This window comes from Ochrobactrum sp. 19YEA23, assembly GCF_029909865.1.
In the GTDB taxonomy this organism is placed as follows: Bacteria; Pseudomonadota; Alphaproteobacteria; order Rhizobiales; family Rhizobiaceae; genus Brucella; species Brucella gambitense.
In genome coordinates this window covers 363,804-380,847 of sequence record NZ_JASAMQ010000002.1, presented here as the reverse complement: position 1 = coordinate 380,847, position 17,044 = coordinate 363,804, and the positions used below count along the sequence as shown (strand labels likewise).

The window sequence follows — 17,044 nt, the reverse complement described above, 5'->3', positions numbered from 1 at the left end:
AATCTATTCAGGTTTTGGTCAAAATTATCCATAGCGCGCAGTTAGCTTTGTGACAGATCCGGCAACTCTTTGCCGGTGAATGCGTTGCTAGTGGATCAATACGGACGCACATTATGGGCAGGTGCTTCTGATGCAATCGGAAAGATATGGGGATGCAGGACGGGGCGACACAGGCAACAGACACAAAACGGCCCTGGCTGTTTGTCTCTTTTCGCGGCTGGAAGCCTAGCGATCTTGGCGGCGACGCCTTCGCCGGTCTGACATTGGCGGCCATCGCCATTCCCGAACAGATGGCCACCGCGCGTCTCGGCGACCTTTCCCCGCAGACAGGTTTCCTCGCCTTCCTCGCCGGCACCGCGGCTTTCGTGTTGTTCGGCGCGAGCCGACACCTGTCGGTGGGTGCGGATTCCACCATCACCCCGATCTTCGCCGCCGGGCTAGCGCTCCTGGCTGCGTCGGGTTCGCCGCATTACGCTGCGCTCGCAGCACTGCTGGCGCTCATGGTCGGCGCCACGATGGTTACTGCCGGGCTGTTGCGGCTCGGCTGGATCGCCGACCTGCTCTCCGTTCCAGTCACGGCCGGCTTCCTGGCCGGCATAGCCATCCACATCGTCGTTTCGCAATTGCCGGAATTGTTTGGGCTTCCCCCCGGAAGCGGCGACGTCTTCCATCGTCTCGCTGCTGTCTATGACACGCTTGGCGGAATAAATCCCTACAGCGCGATCATCGGCATCTCAGTATTTGTCATCATTGTGCTTTGTGAGCGCATCAGCGCGCGTATTCCCGGAGCACTTGTAGCGCTGGCGCTAAGCACGCTGGCAGTGATCACCTTTGGCCTGCCAGCGCACGGTGTGGCGGTGCTTGGCACGATTCCGACAGCTACGCCCGGCCTTCATATGCCTCAGGTGACGTTCCAGGACATGCGCACGCTGGTGCCGCTGACGCTGTTGCTCGCTGTTGTCATCATGGTGCAGACGGCAGCCACCACGCGCTCCTTCGCCGGAGCCAAGGCTCCGGGGGCGGGTGACGTCAACCGCGATTTCGTCGGCGTCGGCGCAGGAAGCCTGTTTTGCGGCCTCGTCGGAGCTTTTCCGGTCAATTCCAGCCCGCCGCGCACCGCCATCGCCGTCGAGACGGGTGGGCGCTCTCAGGTGGCCGCCCTGCTTGCCGCGGCCATTGTTCTGCTGTTGATGCTGTTCGGCGCAAACTTGCTCAAGAACGTGCCGCAGGCGGCGCTGGCCGGCGTCCTGTTCTTCATCGCCCTGCGCGTTATACGCTGGCAGACCTTTACAGCGACGCTGAGCCAGGCGCCAACTGAATTCCTGCTGATCATCGCCACCGCACTCGCCATCGTGGCGTTGCCAATCGAGATCGGTGTGACCATTGGCATCGGCCTGTCGCTGCTGCATGGTGTATGGACCATCACACAGGTCCGGGCGATCGAATTCGAGCACGTTGCGGGAACCTCCATTTGGTGGCCTCCCGACGGAAAACCGCGGGGCGAGCAGGTCAACGGCGTGCTGGTAGCGGCCTTCCAGGCGCCACTGTCCTTCCTCAATGCCGCCCGTTTCGGCCAGGACTTCCGCAGTTTGGTGGCAAAGCGCATGGGCGGCCTGCAGCATGTCGTGTTTGAAGCCAGTAGCGTCACCGACATTGACTATACGGCGGCACAGGCCTTACGCGAGGTAATCGCCTATTGCCACAGTGCCGGGGCTACTTTCTCTATCGCCCGGCTGGAATCGGTCAGGGCGCAAGAAGCGTTGCAGCGCTTCGGCATCACCGCCATGCTGGGTCCGGCCGGGGTCTATCGCAGTGTCGATGAAACCGTGCGCGCACTGACGGGGGAGCGAGACACGTCACCATCAGCTGCCAGCAAGGAATGAGCCATGTCCACGAACATACTCCCTCTGTTGCATACCGTTTCCGTGAGTGCGTTGCGTCCCACCCAGATGACCGTGGGGATGCGCGAAGTGGCGTTGAAACGCAAGGAGATCCAATCGATGACGACCGGTAAGGCGGGCATCTTCCTGGCCGGCCATTCCCTTCCTGCCGTCATTGGGCCCAAGGGCCGCTACCACATCGTGGACCACCACCATCTGGCCCTCGCCCTGCACCAGGAGGCCATCGAGCAGGTCTTGGTCACGGTCATCTGCGATCTGTCCACACTCCACAAGGACGCCTTCCTGACCGTTCTGGACAATCGCGCCTGGATGCACCCGTTCGACGCCTCCGGCAAGCGGCGGCCCTATGGCGATCTTCCAAAGACTGTGGAAGGTCTCGTTGACGATCCCTTCCGTAGTCTTGCCGGTGAGGTGAGGCGTCTTGGGGGCTACGCCAAGGATACCGCGCCCTTCGCCGAGTTCCTGTGGGCGGACTTCTTTCGACGCCACATCGATCCACACGACTTGAAGGACGACTTCAACAAGGCGGCGAGGGAGGCCCTGCGATTGGCCAGACGCAAGGCCGCCGGCTACTTGCCCGGCTGGTGCGGGCCGGAAAAATGATCTGACAACCAATTATACCCACAATCCCTGGACCAACTTCAGACAGGGAGCCAATGAAGGCGTTCTGACCATTCCGCCTGGGCCAAACGGTCCCGTTGGTACGGTATGGATTGTGCTTTCCAAACCCACTTACGGTATTCATGGCACCCCCGACCCTTCACGCATCGGCAAAACATCGAGCCATGGTTGTGTGCACCTTACAAACGGGGATACGGAAGAACTGCCGAAAGTCGTCAAACCCGGTGTCATGGTAGGATGCAAGGAATGAATGATCTGAAGCCTGACGCGTCACGGACGGGATCTTCGAAGCCATAATTATCCAGATTGTTCCGTTCAGGTGTATTTAGGCAGCTCATTACGGTTAAAGTGTTACGGCGCTTCACAACGCTCTTTTCTCAGCTTGCATCGGATAAGTCGGATTAACAGAGGGTTGTTTTGCTTCGAAGAACCGTTTGAAACCCAAAAACCGCTTTTCCAACAGATGCCATGACAACAACGCGGGAACAACCGACAGTGCAATTCCAACAACGATAAAGGCAATCGCGGCGATTGTTTCCGGAATTTCAAGTTGCGCATAGAAATCGGTTGAGGATGAATATTGTTCCAAAACAAAGGGGTGGAGCACATACAGGCCGTAGCTATATTTCCCGAAAAAGCGCAAAGTAGACGTCTGGAACAGCGAGTTCAGAACACGGCTGCCGTATTCAGGCAGACACATGATCAACAACCCGCCCCAACCCAACGCTAAAATTGAGAATCCAACCGTGTGCATCCATCGATCGGCGAACCAGACACCGCCATGCAGAAAGAAGACAATTGTCGTGAATATTGCCGCAAGAAGTAGCACCCAGGGCGCCAACGTGACCAGCCTTGATCTCGTTGTTTGATTGCGAACCCCAACTGCGATCAAAGCGCCGACAACGAGCGTATCGATACGGAATGGAGTGAGCGTGTAAGCCGCACCTTGCGGTATTCCAAAAATTGCAATTGCAAACCGTCCGGAAAGTGCGATGAGAAACAAAGCAACACAGGCCTGGACGAATAATCGACGGTTCAGAAAATAAACGACAAACGGCCAGAAAATATAAAACTGCTCTTCAACCGCAAGAGACCAAAAGTGAACGAGGGTGAGCCAGCTCGTATTAAAGTAGCGCGCGCCTCCGGCTGCGACGAAGCCCCAATTGGTTAGATATGTCCAGAAGAATGGCTGGTATGCCTTAACGAAGTTTAGTTCTGGCGTATAGAACATGCCGAACATCGGCAAAATGACGAACACAAACAATAAGACGAAATAATAAATGGGAAAAATTCTTAATGTTCTTCTCGCAAAGAAATTGGTGAAATACTTGTCGCGGCCTTTTGCGTCGAGCAGAATTCCGGTTATTAGAAAGCCCGAGAGTACAAAAAACAAGTCGACGCCGATCCAGCCAATTCCTCCTGCCATATAGAAGAGAGACTTTTCAGCTTCGGCAAAGGGATAGAACAACGTCAGATGAAATATGATCACGAGAAGAATAGCCAGGCCACGCAAACCGTCCAAAGCCGCAACGCGGCCTATCTCTTGTGTTTCTTGCGACATCTGGCCCTCCCGGTCTTGGAAGAAATTTGCTGCCGCTCCTAACCAAATGTAAATTAGAGCAAAAGGCGTAGCGCATCATGCTTTGAGCCATCGGGTCGGTCATGACCTCCCGATTGGACAGTTGTGCGATCACTCCGTTAACCTTGTTATGCCTTGTGTCAGCAGGTCCGCGCTGAACCAATTGCCCTGTCGCCCTCAATAGCCGCTTCGATGCCGAATGGTCCCGTTCCAGGCACGAGGATCACCGATGCCTATGCTCGCCTTGTGGCTCGCGACGCTTATTTCTGGGCATGGCCACTCGTGAACATGGCCAATCGCCGCGCCTCATACAGCGAAATTCCGGAAAGAATGTATGTCGGAGCGGCTCCGATGGCTCCGCCAAATGAGCTAACCATGCTAACAGATTACTTCCCGCCGGATGTACGTCTGGTCGCCTGTCCCAATCAGGATGTCGTTTATGGCGGTGGGCTGATCGCTCTGGACAAATCGCCTGTTGTTATCCAGGTGCCAGATTTTGGTGACCGATTTTGGGTTTATCAGGTGGTTAATTCCAGAACGGATGGCTTTGCTCCGCTTGGCAAGATGTATGGCACAACGCCTGGCTTTTACCTCCTTGTCGGGCCTGGCTGGCATGGCGAAGTGCCCAAGGGAATTACGAAAGTGTTTCGCGCTTCGACCAATACCGGCAATGTCATTCCGCGTGTGTTTCTGGACGACACGCAGGACGACCGAAGTGAAATACGGGCTGTTCTGAAGGGGATCATGATGTATCCGCTCAATCAGTTCGACGGCACCATGAAGTCGACCGATTGGAAAACGCTGACAAAAGGTAAGGGCGCAGAGGGTGCCGACGCCGAAACCCCATGGGTGGTTCCGAGCAAATTCTTTTGATGCTCTTCCAGCATCAATTCCTCCTTGGTTGCAGAGTAGGACTGCAGCTTGTCGGTGACCATGACCCATAGGGAGATGCCCTAGCCTTTGAGTAGCTCGCAGCATAATTATGTCCAGAAATAGGGTCGCCCTTAATCCGCTGAAATATTTGCGACAAAGCCCGTTCTGAATTACCATCCTCGTCACCGGCCCAGCGAAAAACTGCAAACTGTCGCAATGTCTAGTTTCAAGGGCAGTAGTGCTAAGACTGGCGTGCCCCAATCAAAGCGACGTCAGCAAAACCGCTGGTTCCAGCCTGGCTGGCCCCTGATAGGGATTGGCATGAATGGCAAGGATCCACAAACAGAGTGTTGCGCTGAGTGCATATATGAGAAGAGCGACGCGTCCGGCGCGAATTCTGTCGGAATGCGTGGAAGCAATCGTGATGATTGTCATGATCGTCAGCGAAATAACAAGATACCATTTATAGGAATCAACAGATGTAGCACCAACAGACAGCCGCATGCTTCTGGCGTCTTGCAGAATATCAAGATCATTCAAAAGATGAGAAATGATAGGTGCTGGAATGTTTTCCCTGCCCATTCTCAGTATTACATCACGAATTCCTTGCAGAGCCTTTTCAACAGAAACAGCCGGGGACAGATTGATGTTCTTAACCCACTCATCGTCTACGACCGCTGTTCTGTAATGCATCAAAGCCTCCCGAAGGGGAACAGCATTCACCTCTGGTGAATCTGCAATACCGACCAGTCGGACAATGGCCGAGCGCTCATCGCTCGTGGCCTGGTTTGCCTTTGACGTAATCGCCCAGATATCCGCCGCCACAAATCCAAGCGCTAGCGCCCATGCGGTCGCCACGGTGGCTATAAAAGCCCCTATCGGAATGGAGAGCGGGTCACGTTTTGCATAATTCGCAAAGACATAAAGCATTCCGTGCCCGAGCAGAAAGAACGCTCCTCCCAATACGGCAAATGCCAGGAGGGACATGTAGACGGAAAGAGAAAAGATCGTAACCATTCAACAGCCCCGATTTCTATTTAATTTCCGAAGTTATTGTTACGGCATAGACTTTTTATCGACAATGGTGATTACAGATTTGTCGAACGCGGGACATTTGACCAATACCGCCTGTACGCGGTATTTTTCACGCGCCGAGTTTCCCACCGCACTGTTTTAATCAGGAGAGGACCAATGCTGAAAAATCTGTCGATCGCAGCGAGCAGCGTTTTACTGTTTGGCGGCTTGATGAATGTTGCGCTTGCCGCTTCGGTTGGTGCGGGCAACCCCTACCCCGTTAGCAACTATGTTTGCGAAGACGGCACGAAGCTTGCGGTGCGCCTTATGGGAGAGCATGCGTCTGTTGTCGTCAACGGAAAACCAGCGATTGATCTTGCCGCCATGGGCGACAAAGGAACCACATTCTCGAATGGCCGACAGACATTGACCATAATACAGGGGCAACTGTCATGGGGCGTGGGTCGGGCCAAAGCGTCAGCCTGCTCGGGTGGATGAGCGTCGCCGGTTGCCGCAAAGGGAATTTCGATTATTGAAGCGGTGAGTGCATCGGTTGTCTGTTATCGACTGAAATAAGTATATGAGATTTGAATGAAATTTCTTCACACTGCGGACTTGCATCTGGGGCGGCAATTCAACGGAATATCGCTGGAAGAGGATCACGGCGCGGCTCTCAATCAAATCGTCGAAGCGATCCATCGTCATCAACCGAAGGCCCTCATAATTGCGGGCGATATTTTTGATCGGGCTGCGCCTCCAGCAACAGCGGTGCGTCAGTTCAATACGTTCATGCGGCGTGTCGCAACGGAAACGGATGCCGCTGTTTTGCTGATCGCCGGAAACCATGATTCCGGCGACAGAATTGAATCCATGTCGGTCATGAATGATATAAGACGCGGCATGGTCCGCGGGATGATCTCCGCCGACGAACGGCCATTTATGCTTCATGACGATCATGGCGTTGTTGCTTTTTCCGGCCTGCCATTTTCCTATGAATATGCAGCGCGCGAATGCTTTGCCGACGAAACACTGGCCACGCCCGAAGACGTGTTGAAGGCTCAGGTGGCCGCCGCACGCAGACATGTTCCAGATGGCGCGCGCTGGGTCATACTGGCCCATGCTTTCGTGGCTGGCGCAGAACCAAGCGATGCCGAACGACCACTTGCCCGTGTAGGGGGGATTGAAACCGTAAGCGCAAATGTCTTTTCTGGCGCGTCCTACGTAGCGCTTGGACATTTACACCGTCCACAAATGGTCGGAAGCGACCACATTCGCTATTCCGGCGCGCCGCTCGCCTTCGGCTTCGACGAAGCAGATCATGTGAAATCGATGAGCCTCGTGGAGCTCAATGCGGATGGTGTAGTGGCCATTGATGAAATCCCATTTCAGCCCACCAGAGAAGTACGGGTTTTGAAGGGTCGTCATGCGGAACTGCTTGCCCATGAACCCTCGGGAGATTTCATCAAGGCCGTCCTGACAGACGAGACACCGATTATCGAAGCCATGAAGCGACTACGCGACGTATTTCCAAATGCATGCCAGCTGACGTATCAGCGCGATGAGCGCGTGAGCGCGCCACAATCGCTTTCGATTTCGGAGTTTCAGGCGATCAAGCCAATGGATCTGGTTGCAGCCTTTGTCGAACAGGTTCGTGTTGATCCGATCACGGATCCGGAGCGCAGTGTCGTTGAAACGGCCTTGAGCGATCTTCATCAGTCGGAGGGTGCGGCATGAAGCCCGTTCGCCTGACAATGCAGGCTTTCGGGCCTTATAATGAGCAGGAAATCGTCGATTTCCGTGAAGCCGTGAATGCGGGCCTGTTCGGTATTTATGGCCAGACCGGTTCCGGCAAATCGACAATTTTCAGCGCCATGACCTTTGCTCTCTTTGGAGAAGCCGCGAAGGCGGAGCAAGAAACGCCGAGCCTGCGATCCGATAATGCTGATGCTAGCCTTCCAACGGAAGTCGAATTTGTGTTCGATATTGCGGATCGCCGTTATGTCGTGCGCCGCAGACCGGAACAGTCCCGGCCAAAACAGCGCGGAAATGGCGAGACCAGAGACCCCCACGAGGCCTGGCTGTTCGATGCGACAGGCATGGCGCTCGACGACATTACGCCGGACCGTCCAGGAAAGGTGATCGAAGAAAAGAAAGTCGGTCCGGTTGGAAAAGCCGTCGAGGAACTGCTTGGCTATGGCGCCGATCAGTTTCGCCAGATTGTGCTTTTACCGCAGGGCCGATTTGAAGCCTTCCTTGCTGCTAATACCAAGGCGCGTCTTGGCATTCTGCGCGACCTGTTCAACGTTTCCCTCTATCGGCGACTTGCAGCGCGGATGAAAGCCGATGCTGAGGCGGTCGAACGACAGTTTCGAACGGAGCGGGAAGTGTTCACGCGTCGGCTAAGTGCCGAAGGTTTTGAAAATCTCGATGCCCTGAAGTCGGGTATTGAAGTGAGCAACACATCCTGCATCACTCTGGCGGCTGTTGAAGCCAGTCACCGAGAGGCGCAGAAGAAGGCGCAAACGGCTCTTGAGACCGCCAAAGCGCTGGATCAACTGTTTGAGACGGCTATCAAGACCTCAAGAGAGGTGGTTGGTCTGCAGCAACAGACCTCCGAGATTGAAGCAATCGCCAAGAAGCTGCAATCCGCCGAACGTGCCCGCCTGTTGCTCGACGTTGAGCGACATGCATTGGAAACAACAGCGGAACTGGCCTCAGCAGAAGCGGCCCTCGGTGTGTCGGCTCATAAACTGGACACTGCGACCGAAGACGAACTACGTGCCCGAACCGCACATGAAGCCGAGGAAGCCAAGGCACACGAGATTGAACAATTGCGACGTGATATCGACGCGATGCGGCGTCAGCAGCAAGTTCTTGAGCGATCCATTGCCATATCGCAGACCGTTGCAGAGGCGACCGATGAGCGCCGGAAGTACCATACCGCCCTGCAAAAGAGCCTTGAGACAATTGCCGCCCTCCTTGATCGCAAGAAGAAACAGCAAGACAGTTTGAAAGCGGCGCGACTGACTGCCGGCAAGCGACAGGAGTTGCTCGCGAAACGAACTCAGCTTGAGCATGCGATTAAACATGCTGAGGTCATTGAGAAGGTGCTGGTCGACATCGCCTCATCAAAGGCGCTGGTCGACACGTTGTCTGCGCGTCACCTTGAAGAACAGAGAGCGGCAAACGAAGCGAAAACTGCTTTTATTGAAGCTGAGCGGCAGCTTTCCAGTGCCCAGGCGCTGCATCTGGCAAGCAAACTCATTCCCGGAGAGCCGTGCCCGGTTTGCGGCGCGAATGATCATCCGATGCCAGCGACTGGCAATCCACATCACCCTGGTCTCAATGACGCATTTCGCCAGACGAAAGAAAACTGGGAAAAGCGGCAGTCCGTGGAACGCGATACGCATGCAGGTCTCGTATCCGCGCAGGGTATTCTCGCGGAACGCCAGAAGCGTCTGCAAGAATTGAGCCCATCCGAGCGCCCCTTGATGGAGCTGCGCGCAGAACTTGAGCAGATTGCAGACGCGGGCAAAGCACTCGGTCCCCATCTGGACATCGCTCTTGACGAAAGCCAACTCGAAGAAACAGAAAGACGATTGGCGGCGGAAGATCAAATCCGCGATCAACATCGCACGGCACTTCAATTGGCAGAAACAGAACTCGCCACAGCGCAAACGCGCCTTGAAGAAATGCATTCCGATATCCCGGAAGCACATCGCGATGCCGCACGTCTTGCCGAGGATATAGAAAATCGTGGCGAGGCTCTGATGATACGGGAAGCCGCGCGACGGGAGGCATTGGATGCAGCAACAACAACAAGAGAAGCAGTACTAAGCCTGAAGAAAGAACAGGAAGGCGCTCAGGGGCGGGTCGAAGAACAACAAAGCCGACATACGCGTGCCAGAGGCGAGTTCACCTTGCGTTTGGAATCGGCGGCTCTGACCCATGACGAGTATCTCGCGCTCAAGCCCACTTTCGCCACTATCGAAAAGGACCGGGAGACTGTCGAAAACTACCACCGCGCATTGTTTGTCGCAGAAGAAACGGCACGGAAAGCCAAAGAAGTGGTCGCAACTCTCGAGCGCCCTGCCGTGCCTCCGTTCGAACTAGCTTTGCTGGATGCTGATATGGCGCTTCAAAACGCGCAGACACAGCTCGCAAAAGCGAAAGCGCGCGTTGATCAGTTGAACAAGTTGCTTGCTGAACTCGCTGAGACGATCAACCGACTTGAAAAGGCAGAAGCAGAAAGCGGGCCGTTGCGCGAACTGGCAGCACTTTTCGATTCCAAGAACGCCCACAATATTGACCTTGAGACTTTTGCGATCGGCGCCATGTTCGATCAGGTCCTTTTTGCTGCTAATCAGCGTCTAAACCCGATGTCTGGCGGACGGTATAAGCTGGAACGCGCCCTTGAAGGGTCCGGGCGCGGCAGGCGGGGTCTCGGCATTCATGTGCATGACACCTATACGGGGAAACCACGCCCCACCACGACGCTCTCCGGTGGCGAGAGTTTCATTGCGGCTCTCGCGCTGGCGCTCGGTCTTGCAGATGTCGTTGAAAGCGCAAATGGCAAGGTCCGTCTCGATACCATCTTCATTGATGAGGGCTTTGGCAGCCTCGATACCGAAAATGGCACCGGTACACTCGACCAGGTCCTGCAAGCGCTCAATACTCTTGTCAGTCAGAACCGCGCAGTTGGGCTGATTTCGCACGTTCCGCTGGTACAGGAAGCCATCCCGAATGGCTTTTATATCCGAAGGGATCTCTCCGGGAGCCGTGTCGAAAAACGCGGAATGGTTTAGCCGGAAACGTCCGCTCACGCGGTCGGCAAGCCCAGGCGAACAGCGTAGGCCGTCAACTCGGCAGAGCTGTGGAGATTGAGCTTCCGCATCAGGTTTTCGCGATGCTTGCGCGCGGTCAGAGGGCTGATCCCCAATCGTGTGGCAACATCGCGCGCTGTCAGTCCTTGTGCGACCAGCGCCAGAATTTGACGTTCCCGACGTGTCAAAGGAATTGGCGACAAGATATCAGGCGTCTGGGAACCGCTGTTTCCTGACGACCCCGTGACCGCAAAACGGACGGCCTGCGCCAGATAGGTCCCACCATTTCTGACGGCTTCGATGGCGGTACCGATTTCTTCTGGATCGCCATCTTTGGTCAGATAGGCGCTCACGCCCGCTTCCATGGCGGCGCGAATGGTTCTGGGTTCAATATTAGCAGTCAGAACCAGAATTTTCAGCCGGGGTGCAGCAGTCCTTATGTCCGAGATGAACTGGATTCCCGCAACGCCAGGCATGCCGAGGTCGAGAAAAAGCAGGTCAGCCTTCGAGTTACGTACATGGTCCATCACGGCCGTTCCGTCCCCCGCTTCTGCAATAACGGACACGTTGTCCATCAATGAGATCAGAAGCTTCAACCCCTGACGCACGATCGCGTGGTCATCGGCTAGAATGGCAGTAAAGGGACGAGTCATCCGGCTGTCGATTACCTTACATTGGCGAGTGCTGGTGCAAATCGGTCTAATCACAATTTATTGGCATCAAGTTACTGATCGATCAAGAATTTAAGTATATCAAAGCACAACAGGCGACAATGCCCAACACCGGGCAACACATCGGGGGATGTCTGATGCAGGAAGACAGGATACGTCAGGCTCTCACCGAACTTCTCTACCGTAATTCCTATGGCGTCATCATCTCGAACATCGTCATTTCACTTGGCGCGATCTACGTTTTGAAGAACGCCGTACCGATGAGCTGGATTACCGGCTGGCTCATTGCGCTTTACGCGTTAACTGCCATACGTGTCTTCGCGTCCCGGCAGTTCCTTAGCCGCCAAAGGGACCCGCAGTCCATTCAGCGTTGGGCTTGGCTTGCAGCGAGCTTTTCATGGATATCCGGCCTTTTATGGGGCGGACTTGGCTGGGCAGGATTTCTGCCAGAAGCGCCAATCGTCCTGTCCTTCACCGTCATCGTATTGACGGGACTTGTCTGCGGCACAGTGCCCTCACTCTCGGCATTTCCACCAGCGCTGGTCGGTTCAATCATCGCGACGGTTATTCCAATCGCCGTGCGTTGCATCACCACCGACAGCGAAATTTCCGGCGCATTTCTGTTTCTACTGACGGCGCTGGTCGCCATAAATCTATATTATTGCCGGATCACCTATCGCATGCTGCACGAGACCATTCGATTACGACTGGAAAACGAAAATCTCGTCGTGGATTTGCAGGAAGAAACCGACCGCGCGCAACGCGCCGACCGGGCCAAGACACGTTTTCTGGCAGCTGCAAGCCATGATCTTCGCCAGCCAATCCATGCTTTGAGCCTGCTCATATCCACACTTGGCATTTTGGGGCAGCGCGGCAATGTCGCTTCCAGCGACGCACGCGATCTGGCCGGAAAGGCAAAATCCGTCGTCAATGACCTCAGCGGTCTATTGAACGAGTTGCTCGATATTTCAAAACTGGATGCTGGCATTGTGATGGTCGTGAATGAACGAGTGGCTTTGTCCGCGCTGTTTCACGACCTGCACGCCGAATTTGCGCTCGAAGCAGAACAACGCGGTCTTCAATGGCACGTCGTTGAAAGCGACCTTTATGTCGACAGCGACCCAATGATGCTCAAGCGTATTTTGAACAATCTTTTGTCCAATGCATTTCGCTACACGAAAGAGGGTCGAATCCTTCTTGGTTGCCGCAGACGTGGCGATACGGTTGAAATTCAGGTCCTCGATACCGGCCCGGGTATTCCAGCCGATCAACAGTCGAAAATTTTCGAGGAATTCGTTCAATTGCAAAATCCTGCGCGTGACCGGTCGCAAGGGCTGGGTCTAGGGCTTGCTATTGTTCGGCGTGCAGCTGCACTTCTGGGACATCCTTTGAAACTGGTGTCTGTGCCGGGATCAGGCTCCATGTTCTCGATAACCGTACCCAAAGCCAGAGACAATAGAACTCCAGAGCCGCAGGCCCATGGGCTTCTCGAAGAGGAAACTTCACTGGGCATCATGGTCATAGATGACGAGAAAGATGTTCTCGACGCCATGGCACGGTTACTCACTCTCGAGGGCCACCGGCTTTACCTTGGGCGATCACCGGAAGAGGCACAGGCATCATACACAGCAGCCTTTAAGATTGGCGATGCTCCGGTCGACCTGATTATTGCCGACTATCGGTTGGGGGAAGGCGTCACCGGTCTCGATGCCATTCAGACGCTGAACATCGCTATCGGTCGCCCTGTACCGGCCATTATCTTAACCGGCGACACTTCACCGGCACGATTACGCGAGGTCAACGCCAGCGGAGCAATACTTCTACACAAACCAATCGAAGTCGATGAATTGCGCGACGCCATTACCGCCGCGCGTGCTGCCATCAAAACCTGACCCTGAACACGGCATTCACGCCCTGCTGATAGGCATGGGAACCAATCTGCCCCGTATAGTTGATGCCAAGTGTCGAGCGGGGGGAAAGATTGAAATTCAGACCTGCTTCGATAATGGCTGCGTCCTTCGCGATGGGCGCGCCATAAACGGTGAAGGCCGAAGAACCGATGAAGCTGTTTGTGGAGCCTGTATCGATATCGCCATAGGCATGACGCCAACCAATAGACCCGTGCGCATTTGCAGATACGTTGCCCAGCATGAACCGTCGTGAAGCCCGCAAGCCGATGGTGGTGAAAGCCGTGTCCATTGTATCGCTGTCAACAGACAACCGCGCTGCTGTTCGCCCCGCTTCATTAAAGCCGTCTGTGTGTAGATGGACATAAGCGAGGTTTGCAAACGCCTCCACCGGCGCATCTTCCGTGCCCCACTGATAGGCGAGCTCACCAAAGGCCTGGAACGTACCGGCATGAAAATCGTTATTCAGACTATCGGAAAAGCCCTGAAAATAAGCCGATCGGTCCAGCTCAATTTCATGCCATGTATAGGCAAGTCCTGTGCGGAAGGCGACAGCATTGCCATTGTTCAGCTTCCAAGACGTTCCCGCATAAGCTCCCAGTGTATAGTTGTCGCTCTGTCCAGACGATGAACGACCATCGACATTAAAGCTCGTCCTGCTGTAGCCGGCTAATAACCCAAGGCGCCAATTGTCGAAGACGGTGCCATCCACACCCGCAACGAAGCCGCCCGTATTGTACTTAAGTCGCGCCGCGTTGCCGTTACCATCGATTGAAGCCCAGTTACCATAGCCCTGAATCCAGACATCATACCCTTGCGCGGGAGGCGCTGGAGTGATTGTGGCGAAAGCGCCGGGGGCGGCAGCACTGGAGCTTTTCTTTGGCCCATAGGAAAGGACGGTCATCGATGACGGTAGCTCAAAGCCCTCAGTCGTTCGCAAACGACTATTCATAGCGTCACGAATAGCCGAACTGCCTTCAATGAGCGCCGCTTTGGTAGAAGCATAGGCTTCGCCGGACAAAAGATTGAATGCGGATCGCGCCTCATCCGGGCTCAGCATCAACAATTTGTTGTACAGTTCGAGCGATTGTCCGGACTGCTGGAGCGTATCCAGCGCCTTTGCCGTCGCTGTTTCGTTCTTCGTTTGCGATACAGTTTCGAAGATCGCAGGCGGCGTGCCTGTTGTTGGATCCGTGCCGACGCCACCTTTGACAGCGATGGTGAGTTTCACATTGTTGAGGTCATAAGCCTCGGTTGCGGTAATAAAGGCGGATTTAGACACGGTATCCTGAAATGTGCCATTTATGCCGCCGTCCGATGTAAGGATTGTATAGGTCTGTCCGCTTCGATAACTCGTCGCAGGATCAAGCGCCGTTACGCTGACAGTTCCGCCCGAAATCGTGGTTGCGCCGGAAACATGTGTGAGATCACTCAAACCAGCGCCTGCAATTTCGACAGCATAGGTGGAGCCGCTTTCAAGCTTCAGATCGCCATTGATCGTCAATGTGCCGATTGAATTTCCAGCCGACAGTGTTCCTCCGGTCAAAACTGCGACGGTCGATCCACTACCAGAACCAATGGTGCCATGCCCACCGATCAGGCCACCATTTCCAATGGAAAAGGATCCGCCGAGAGAAGCATAACTATGGCCAACGTCCGATCCCACGATCAGGCCACCTACGAGAACATCGGTCGCCCCGGCAAATGACGGGCTTTGACCGTCATAGAGAAGCGTTGCAGTTCCGCCCTTGATGAACGTTCCACCGCCCGTCAATACGCCATCAAACTGCGCGCTGGTCGATTGATCGAATGTCAAAGACGCTGCTGTCGCAATGGCGACGTCGCCTGAAAAGCGTTCAGCGCTTGAAGTCAGATTGCCTTGCTGCACGAGCCAGTTAAGAGCTGACGTTCCATTCAAAATGAGGTCGCCTGCCCCGTCCTTGATCATCGTGCCTGCGGTTCCACCAGCGCCTGCAATGTTGCCAGCAAAGCTACCATCTGCCGTCTGGTCGAAAACGACGACACCCGTATTTGCAATGTTGCCAGCAATCGTTTGAGAATTGCCGATGAGACGGCCAGCCCCGACAATGGTGTTCCCATAGCTGTTGGCAGTGTTTGTGAGTTGAAGAACACCAGGACCCATCTTTATGAGATCGTCAGGTCCCGAGATGACGCCGCTCACGACGAGATCGGTATTATCTGCAACATCAACTATGCCTGCCTGCGCGAGTGCGATAGACCGTGCAGTCTGGAAACTCGCGGTCGTCGCCAGTGTCCCGCCATTGAATATCAGACCGCCCGATGGATCCCCGAGATTAGCATCACTCGACACTTGCAACACACCGCCGGTTATCGTCGTGCCGCCTGTGAAACTGTTCGCCCCGCTGAGTGTCAAAACACCCCTACTGAGTTCCAAAGCCAGTTTGCCGCTGTCACCATCCTGAATCACACCCGAGAATATCGACGGGCCGACAGATGACCCGTCAATGGTCAGCACACTGTTCGTCGTCCCGCCATTTTCAATGAGACCCGCGCCCGAACCAACACTGTTGATCGCTCCGGCGACGGTACTGAACCCATTAAGCTTGAGGGTCCCACCAATACCGCCCGCCTGATTATCGAAATTGACGATCGCATTTTCCGTTAGTGCATTATCCGTCAGGACATTCAGCATACTGTTGCCATGGAAAGTCTGAGCACCACCGCTGAGACCGCTGGCAGCGGAAACATTGAAAGTGCTGCTATCATGGAAATCCTGTGTGCCGCCATTAACCGCATTTGCGGTTGAAGCATTCAAGACACTGAGATTATAGAAATATTGCATCCCACCGCCAATCGCTCCACTGGAGTCGGCGTTCAATATGCTGTCGCCGTTGAAATATTGAGAACCCCCGCTAACAGCGTTGACTGCTGTCAACGTCATGACGCTGTTGTCGTAAAAGCTCTGCGATCCACCGCTGATGGCATTGGACGACGTTGCATTCAAACGGCTGCTACCATTGAAATATTGCGACCCGCCTACGACAGAGTTCACTTCTGAGGCGTTCAACGCGCTGGTATCGTAGAAAATCTGGGTACCACCACTTAACCCGTTAACAGTGTTAACATTCAAGGTGCTCGTATTGTAGAAGTACTGCTGGCCACCACTGAGAGCGCCCGCCGCGGTTAAGTTGAGAGCGCTACCGTCGTTGAAATACTGCTCGCCTGCATTCACCGCATTTTCAGCTGATGCATTGAGCGCGCTGGTCTCATAGAAACTCTGCACCCCTCCCCCGACTACATAGGTGCCGGAAGCATTCAGGCCGCTGCTGCCATTGAAATATTGCGACCCGCCACTGATCGCATTCATCGCCGTTCCGTTCAGAGAACTGGAACCATAGAAGACTTGCATGCCACCGCTGATCGCGTCAGTTGCTGTCGCATTGAGCGCACTCGCATCCTGAAATGACCAGCTGGGTCGCGACGTATCGGAGAAATAGTCGGCAGAGTTCGCGTCGATGACCGTGGTACCAGTGCAGGGTGACGATGTGCACACTGCCTGTGCATAGGCTGGAGCAGCCATAAAAAGACCGGTCCCGAATGACAATACCATTGCAGGCACGCTAAATAATGGCCCGCCAGAAACCGGCGTGTCTCTTTGTTTCCCACTTGAGGG

The 17,044-nt window shown here is 54.8% G+C and carries 11 protein-coding genes and 1 pseudogene; 8 read left to right on the top strand and 4 right to left on the bottom strand.

Translation table 11 applies throughout. The features are described from left to right. Positions 1-146 precede the first annotated feature (146 nt). The 3 genes and pseudogenes from QBD01_RS08315 to QBD01_RS08305 form a co-directional block, all read left to right on the top strand. Complete coding sequence (locus tag QBD01_RS08315; protein ID WP_280992406.1) at positions 147-1,883, top strand: SulP family inorganic anion transporter; 1,737 nt, start codon at positions 147-149, stop codon at positions 1,881-1,883. 3 nt (positions 1,884-1,886) lie between these two features. Beyond that, complete coding sequence (locus QBD01_RS08310) at positions 1,887-2,504, top strand: ParB-like protein (protein WP_280992405.1); 618 nt, start codon at positions 1,887-1,889, stop codon at positions 2,502-2,504. A gap of 1 nt (position 2,505) precedes the next feature. Continuing rightward, positions 2,506-2,772 (top strand): annotated as a pseudogene (locus QBD01_RS08305) (L,D-transpeptidase); the annotation flags it as partial. A gap of 111 nt (positions 2,773-2,883) precedes the next feature. Here QBD01_RS08305 and QBD01_RS08300 read toward each other — a convergent pair. Then, positions 2,884-4,083, bottom strand: coding sequence for an acyltransferase (locus QBD01_RS08300; protein ID WP_280992404.1), 1,200 nt, complete (start codon positions 4,081-4,083; stop codon positions 2,884-2,886). A 210-nt stretch (positions 4,084-4,293) separates the two neighbouring features. Here QBD01_RS08300 and QBD01_RS08295 point away from each other — a divergent pair, with 210 nt between their 5' ends. Further along, the gene (locus QBD01_RS08295) at positions 4,294-4,974 is read left to right on the top strand and encodes a DUF1254 domain-containing protein (protein ID WP_280992403.1); all 681 of its coding nucleotides are present in this window, start codon (positions 4,294-4,296) and stop codon (positions 4,972-4,974) included. Between the two features lie 261 nt (positions 4,975-5,235). Here QBD01_RS08295 and QBD01_RS08290 read toward each other — a convergent pair whose 3' ends face one another. Next, positions 5,236-5,991, bottom strand: coding sequence for a hypothetical protein (locus tag QBD01_RS08290; RefSeq protein ID WP_280992402.1), 756 nt, complete (start codon positions 5,989-5,991; stop codon positions 5,236-5,238). 174 nt (positions 5,992-6,165) lie between these two features. Between QBD01_RS08290 and QBD01_RS08285 the strand changes: the two genes are divergently transcribed. The 3 genes from QBD01_RS08285 (at position 6,166) to QBD01_RS08275 (ending at position 10,793) form a co-directional block, all read left to right on the top strand. Continuing rightward, the gene (locus QBD01_RS08285; protein WP_280992401.1) at positions 6,166-6,486 is read left to right on the top strand and encodes a hypothetical protein; all 321 of its coding nucleotides are present in this window, start codon (positions 6,166-6,168) and stop codon (positions 6,484-6,486) included. A 93-nt stretch (positions 6,487-6,579) separates the two neighbouring features. Beyond that, positions 6,580-7,722 (top strand): exonuclease SbcCD subunit D, encoded by a 1,143-nt coding sequence (locus QBD01_RS08280; RefSeq protein ID WP_280992400.1) that lies wholly within the window; start codon positions 6,580-6,582, stop codon positions 7,720-7,722. Further along, a complete protein-coding gene (locus QBD01_RS08275; RefSeq protein ID WP_280992399.1) occupies positions 7,719-10,793 on the top strand; it encodes an SMC family ATPase in 3,075 nt (1,024 codons plus the stop codon). The genes QBD01_RS08280 and QBD01_RS08275 overlap by 4 nt, the downstream gene beginning before the upstream one ends. A gap of 14 nt (positions 10,794-10,807) precedes the next feature. Here QBD01_RS08275 and QBD01_RS08270 read toward each other — a convergent pair whose 3' ends face one another. Then, entirely contained in the window at positions 10,808-11,464 is a 657-nt protein-coding gene (locus tag QBD01_RS08270) for a response regulator transcription factor (RefSeq protein ID WP_280992398.1), read from the bottom strand. Between the two features lie 155 nt (positions 11,465-11,619). On the opposite strand from QBD01_RS08270, the gene QBD01_RS08265 reads away from it, so the two are divergent. Beyond that, positions 11,620-13,374 (top strand): hybrid sensor histidine kinase/response regulator, encoded by a 1,755-nt coding sequence (locus QBD01_RS08265; RefSeq protein WP_280992397.1) that lies wholly within the window; start codon positions 11,620-11,622, stop codon positions 13,372-13,374. Here QBD01_RS08265 and QBD01_RS08260 read toward each other — a convergent pair. Then, the gene (locus tag QBD01_RS08260; protein WP_280992396.1) at positions 13,364-16,951 is read right to left on the bottom strand and encodes an autotransporter domain-containing protein; all 3,588 of its coding nucleotides are present in this window, start codon (positions 16,949-16,951) and stop codon (positions 13,364-13,366) included. The two genes, QBD01_RS08265 and QBD01_RS08260, sit on opposite strands and share 11 nt — an antisense overlap. Between the last annotated feature and the right edge of the window lie 93 nt (positions 16,952-17,044).

What these genes read in the sequence shown, in the direction of transcription:
- QBD01_RS08315 (WP_280992406.1), top strand. Translation starts at nt 147, where the DNA reads ATGGGGATGCAGGACGGGGCGACACAGGCAACAGACACAAAACGGCCC.
- QBD01_RS08310 (WP_280992405.1), top strand. Translation starts at nt 1,887, where the DNA reads ATGTCCACGAACATACTCCCTCTGTTGCATACCGTTTCCGTGAGTGCG.
- QBD01_RS08300 (WP_280992404.1), bottom strand. Translation starts at nt 4,083, where the DNA reads ATGTCGCAAGAAACACAAGAGATAGGCCGCGTTGCGGCTTTGGACGGT.
- QBD01_RS08295 (WP_280992403.1), top strand. Translation starts at nt 4,294, where the DNA reads ATGCCGAATGGTCCCGTTCCAGGCACGAGGATCACCGATGCCTATGCT.
- QBD01_RS08290 (WP_280992402.1), bottom strand. Translation starts at nt 5,991, where the DNA reads ATGGTTACGATCTTTTCTCTTTCCGTCTACATGTCCCTCCTGGCATTT.
- QBD01_RS08285 (WP_280992401.1), top strand. Translation starts at nt 6,166, where the DNA reads ATGCTGAAAAATCTGTCGATCGCAGCGAGCAGCGTTTTACTGTTTGGC.
- QBD01_RS08280 (WP_280992400.1), top strand. Translation starts at nt 6,580, where the DNA reads ATGAAATTTCTTCACACTGCGGACTTGCATCTGGGGCGGCAATTCAAC.
- QBD01_RS08275 (WP_280992399.1), top strand. Translation starts at nt 7,719, where the DNA reads ATGAAGCCCGTTCGCCTGACAATGCAGGCTTTCGGGCCTTATAATGAG.
- QBD01_RS08270 (WP_280992398.1), bottom strand. Translation starts at nt 11,464, where the DNA reads ATGACTCGTCCCTTTACTGCCATTCTAGCCGATGACCACGCGATCGTG.
- QBD01_RS08265 (WP_280992397.1), top strand. Translation starts at nt 11,620, where the DNA reads ATGCAGGAAGACAGGATACGTCAGGCTCTCACCGAACTTCTCTACCGT.
- QBD01_RS08260 (WP_280992396.1), bottom strand. Translation starts at nt 16,951, where the DNA reads ATGGCTGCTCCAGCCTATGCACAGGCAGTGTGCACATCGTCACCCTGC.